Source organism: Bartonella rattaustraliani AUST/NH4 (genome assembly GCF_000312565.1).
GTDB classification, from domain to species: domain Bacteria; phylum Pseudomonadota; class Alphaproteobacteria; order Rhizobiales; family Rhizobiaceae; genus Bartonella; species Bartonella rattaustraliani.
This window is the reverse complement of sequence record NZ_CALW02000065.1, coordinates 1-5,529: the sequence shown is the minus strand read 5'-3', so window position 1 is coordinate 5,529 and position 5,529 is coordinate 1. Positions and strand designations below refer to the sequence as shown.

General features: G+C 35.7%; 1 protein-coding gene. It reads left to right on the top strand.

Going from position 1 to position 5,529, the window contains the following annotated elements; genetic code table 11:
- Positions 1-707: 707 nt before the first annotated feature.
- The coding region (locus BN67_RS09250; protein WP_019223825.1) for a type ISP restriction/modification enzyme at positions 708-5,529 on the top strand (4,822 nt) is incomplete at its 3' end.

Here is a 5,529-nt window from a genome sequence, read left to right as displayed (position 1 = left end):
GTGAAATTTATGAAGAGAAAAGCCAAAAAGGCGGTCGCCCTACAAAACGCTATGAATGGCACCCCTTGGTGAAAAATCATAGGACCACACAATAGAAAAATCTCTTTTGAGAGTTTTTTAAGACAATCACACAAAGCTCTTTTTAATGATATTCTGTTCACTGCCCCTTTTTTCAAAGAAAATGACCAGAATTCTTCTTAAAAAGAGTTTTGTTGCTTTTGGAAGTGGGGGGTATGCTTATATTATTTTTTTTAAAGAGTAAGAAAAATAAAAAACATTATATTTCAATATGTTAGTATTTTGACAACACAACTTATATTAACGTTATAACCTATAAATACAATTAATAGAATATATACCAAGGGGTTTTGTCGTGATTTTGGTGTTTTTTTAGCATACGAAACCTATCGTTTTGAATGCATGGTAAAACACTTCAAAATATTCTTTTTGATATTTAAAGCATATCTTAAAGCCTCTCTTGATAGCTCCATAAAATGATGAATTCATAAAACGACTAGTAAATTTCACTCTTTTACTGTCTGTGACTATTTTTCATAAAATTTATTTTCAAACATTTTATGCGCTTGTTGGGTGTGTTTACTTCATTTTGTACTCGATATTTATCGTGAATCCTTTTATTTAATTTCATTATGATTCTTTTGATGACAATTGATCGACGTCATAAGGCAAATGGAGTTTTCTGTATAATGCTGCAATCTGATAAGTCTGATAATAAACCAATCTCTTTACGCTCTCTCTTACAATTCTGTCGTGAGGGTGCCACAAACCCTCGTGAACGAGGAACTCTTTTCGAAAACCTGGTCAAGACTTATTTGACGTGGGACCCCATTCAAAAGCAAGAATATGAGACCGTTCAGACCTATTGTGAATGGGCGAAAGAGCGTGGGGAAGATGGGCGTGATATTGGCATTGATCTAGTCGCTAAGATTCGTGATGAGGAAGGCTATGCGGCTATTCAGTGTAAATTCTATGAATCTTCTCACTGCATTAAAAAAGAAGATATTGATAGTTTTATCGCTGCCTCAGGCAAAGATCCATTCACCCGTCGACTTCTGGTTGACAGTACGGAAACCGATTGGAGTGAGAATGTTGATTTAACCTGCCAAGGGCAAAAAGTCCCCATTCAACGCATTAATCTCTTTGATTTGGAAAACAGCCAAATCGATTGGGGGGCTTATAAAGAACAAGGACAAGCCGTCCTTAAAGAGAAACCGAAAAAAAAGCTTTTAGATCATCAAAAAGAAGCGCTCAAAGCGGTTTGTGAAGGTTTAAAAGAAGCAGACCGTGGCAAGCTGATCATGGCTTGTGGAACGGGGAAAACCTTTACGAGTCTTAAGATAGCAGAACAGATAGCAGGGAAAGGCAAGCGTGTTTTGTTTCTGGTGCCTTCTCTCGCTCTTATGTCACAAACGATAAGAGAATGGACGACAGATGCAGAAGTGCCTTTACGTTCCTTTGCTGTGTGTTCTGATACACAAGTGGGCAAGCGTCGTAAAGTCCAAGATGATGCCATTGCCATGGATACATCAGATCTTGTCTTACCTGCGACAACAGATGCCAAAGAGCTTGCTAGTAAAGCCCATAAGACGTCGCCTGATGTTATGACAGTGATCTTTTCTACCTATCATTCCATTCAAGTGATTGCTGATGCACAAAAAGAGTATAATTTACCCGAATTTGATCTGATTATTTGTGATGAAGCCCATAGGACCACTGGAGTTGTGTTGGGAACAGACGACAGTGAATCTGAATTTGTTAAGGTTCATGACAATAGTATTATTCGAGGGAAAAAACGCCTTTACATGACAGCAACACCAAAGATCTTTACCGACAAGTTGAAGAAGAAGGCTGACGTATCTGATGCCGTTCTGGCGTCCATGGATGATGAAAAAATCTATGGGAAAAATCTTTACACGTATACTTTTTCAAAAGCTCTAAAAGATAAGCTTTTAACACCTTATAAAGTTATTGTCCTAGCTGTTGATGAAGCAATTATCAATGCAACGATTCAGAAGCGTCTTAAAGATAAAAATTCCGAGCTTATTCTTGATGATACAACCAAAATCATTGGCTGCTACAAAGCGCTTTCCCAAATAGAAAAGAAAGATGATGAGGATAACGACATAAAGCCTATGCGTCGTTCTCTGGCTTTTTGTAAAGATATCAATACGTCTCAACGAGTTAGCGAAATATTCAATGACGCTATTGATGAATATCATAAATTTGTTCCTGAAAGTAAGACATCTCTTATCTTTGATGTTAAGCACATTGATGGAAGATTTAGTGGTAAAGACCGTAATAAATTGCTTGATTGGCTTAAAGAAGATACAGATGAAAATAACTGTCGTATATTAACCAATGTCCGCTGTCTCTCTGAAGGAGTCGATGTCCCTGCTCTTGATGCGATACTGTTTTTACACCCGCGTAAAAGTCACGTAGATGTGATACAGGCGGTAGGACGTGTGATGCGCCGCGCAGAAGGTAAAACAACAGGCTATATTATTTTACCCGTTGGTATTCCCTTTAATATTCCACCACAAAAGGCTTTAGCAAACAATACAAAGTATGATGTCATCTGGCAAGTTCTCAATGCTTTACGTGCTCATGATGACAACTTTAAAAACAAAATGAAAGCCTTAGAGCTAGACCAAGATGTTCGTCACCTGTTTGAGATTGTAGGGGTAACTTTTGACCCTGCTTTACAAGCAATGACCGCAGTTGCTGACGAACTTTCTTTCCACGCAAAACCTGAAAGTGCTGGGCTTCATATTGGTTCAGTAGCGAGTGAGAATTCTCATAGGTATGGGGGACAAGAAGAATTCGATTTTTATTATATTGATGAATTATCGCGTGCTATTAAGCCCATCATTGTCAAAAAATGTGGAGAGCCCAATCAATGGGGAAATTGGGCTGGCAATGTTGCTGAGATTGCACAAAATCATATTATTCGTCTTAAAAGCATAGTCGCTGATAAAAAGAGTGAAGCTTATCGCGCCTTTCATGCCTTTCATAAAGAATTAAAGAACGGTTTAAATGACAGTATCGAGCAAGAGGATGCACTCGAAATGCTGGCGCAACATCTTGTGACACGTCCTATTTTTGAATCCTTGTTTGATGGAAATGAGTTTGTACGTAAAAACGCCATCTCACAAGCTATGGAAGAAATCTTAGCTGAACTTGATAAAATGAATATTAAAGACGAAGTCAAAGATCTTAAAAAATTTTATCAAAGTGTAAAGGATGATACAGAGGGTATTATTGAAACGCATGCAAAACAGAATCTTATTATCAAACTTTACGAAGATTTTTTTACCAAGGCATTCAAAAAAACAACAGATAAACTTGGGATTGTTTATACGCCTATTGAAATCGTTGATTTTATCTTACATTCCGTCAATGATGTTTTAGAGCAAGAATTTGGAAAAAGTTTAAGCACTCGAGGTGTTTCTATTCTTGACCCTTTCACTGGAACGGGAACCTTTATCACAAGGCTTTTACAATCTGGATTGATTAAGCAAGAAGATATGGAATATAAATTCCGTCATGATATCCATGCCAATGAGATTGTCTTGCTTGCCTATTACATAGCAGCGATTAATATTGAAACGACCTATCATAGTCTAATGAAAAGAGACTATATACCCTTTGAAGGGCTTTGTTTAACCGATACTTTTCTGATGTTAGAGGAAAAAGATTTTTTTACACGTTATTTGTTTGAAAATTCGGAACGATGTAAAAAACAGCAGGAAGCTGATATTCAAGTCATTGTTGGCAATCCTCCTTATTCCGTAGGGCAAAAAAATGCCAATGATAATAATCCGAATGTATCTTATGATACACTTAATGATAGCATTCGAGATACATATGCTGCTCAATCTAAATCAATGAATATGCGAGCACTTTACGATAGCTACATTCGTGCCATTCGTTGGGCAAGTAATCGCTTAAGTCAACAAGGAGGTATTGTAGCTTATGTCTCTGGTAATGGATGGATAGATAAAACATTTGCTGATGGTATGCGAAGATGCTTACAAAATGAGTATTCTGCTATTTATATCATTAATCTTCGTGGTGATATTCGAAAAAATATGAAATCAAAAGATATAGCAAAAGAAGGAGAAAATGTCTTTAAATCTGGTTGCATGAATGGAATAGCTATAACTCTTTTTGTACGTAATCCAGATAATAAACAGCTATGTAAGATTTACTATCATGATATTGGTAATAATCTTTCTACCAAAGAAAAATTAGAAAGATTAAATACATTGAGAAGTGTAAAAGCAATAGTGCAATCTAAAAAGTTTATTCAAATTAGCCCTAATGAGAACTATGATTGGATAAAGAAAAGAAGAGCAGATTTTGATCAATTTATTTCAATGGGAAATAAAAATATTTTAGCAGATGCTAAACTTTTTGAGATAATGTCACCTGGTGTATTATCAAATCGAGATGCTTGGGTTTACAATTTCTCATGTGAAAAATTAGATGCATCCATTCAAAAAACAATTGATTTTTTTAATATACAGAGGAGTCTCGTTGCTGAAAAGTCTTATGTACCTATGGAAAAGATTATTGATTATGATGCTACAAAAATTAGTTGGTCAAGAAGCCTTCGTTCTAAATTAAAGCAAAGAATAGATGCAAAATTTGAACCAAATCTAAAAGCTCTCGTTCTTTACCGCCCGTTTATAACAATGTGGCATTATACATCGCCATTTCTTAATGAAGTACTAGGACAAACACATAAATTTTTTAATCCAGATATTTCACATAATCTTGGTATTTGTGTTTCAGGTAGTGGTAGTAACTCAAGTTTTTCTTGTCTCATGACTAATAAACCCATTACCTATGATACATTAGAAAAAACAAGATGTTATCCGCTTATGTTTCATTGCGAAGAGAAGAAACATCATGACCATAGTTTATTTACTACAGGTGCAAAAAAGAAAGTTCGTGATGGTATTACAGATGCGGGTTTACAGAAGTTTCAGTCTACTTATCCTAATGAGACCATAACAAAAGAAGATATCTTCTATTATGTTTATGGAATTTTGCATTCGGAAGATTATCGTGCTCGTTATGCTCATAATTTATGTAAAGAATTGCCTCGTATCCCTTGTGTGAAAACTGCTGAAGATTTTTGGAAGTTTGTAACAGCAGGACGTGAACTGGGTCATTTGCATGTCAATTATGAAACTGTGGAACCTTATCCAGTGACCTTTAAAAAGGGTGATCCAACACTGACTGATATTTCTAATCTTGAAGAATTTTATCACGTTACAGAAATGGAATTCGAAAAAATTGAGAAAACAATAAAAAATGTGAAAATAAAAGAAAAAGATAAGTCTACTGTCATTTATAATAGCAATATCATCATGACAGATATTCCTCTTGACGCTTACAACTATATCGTAAATGGGAAACCTGCTCTTGAATGGGTTATGGGGCGTCAATGTGTAAAGACTGATAAAAAAAGTGGCATTGTTAATGATGCCAATTGTTATGCCG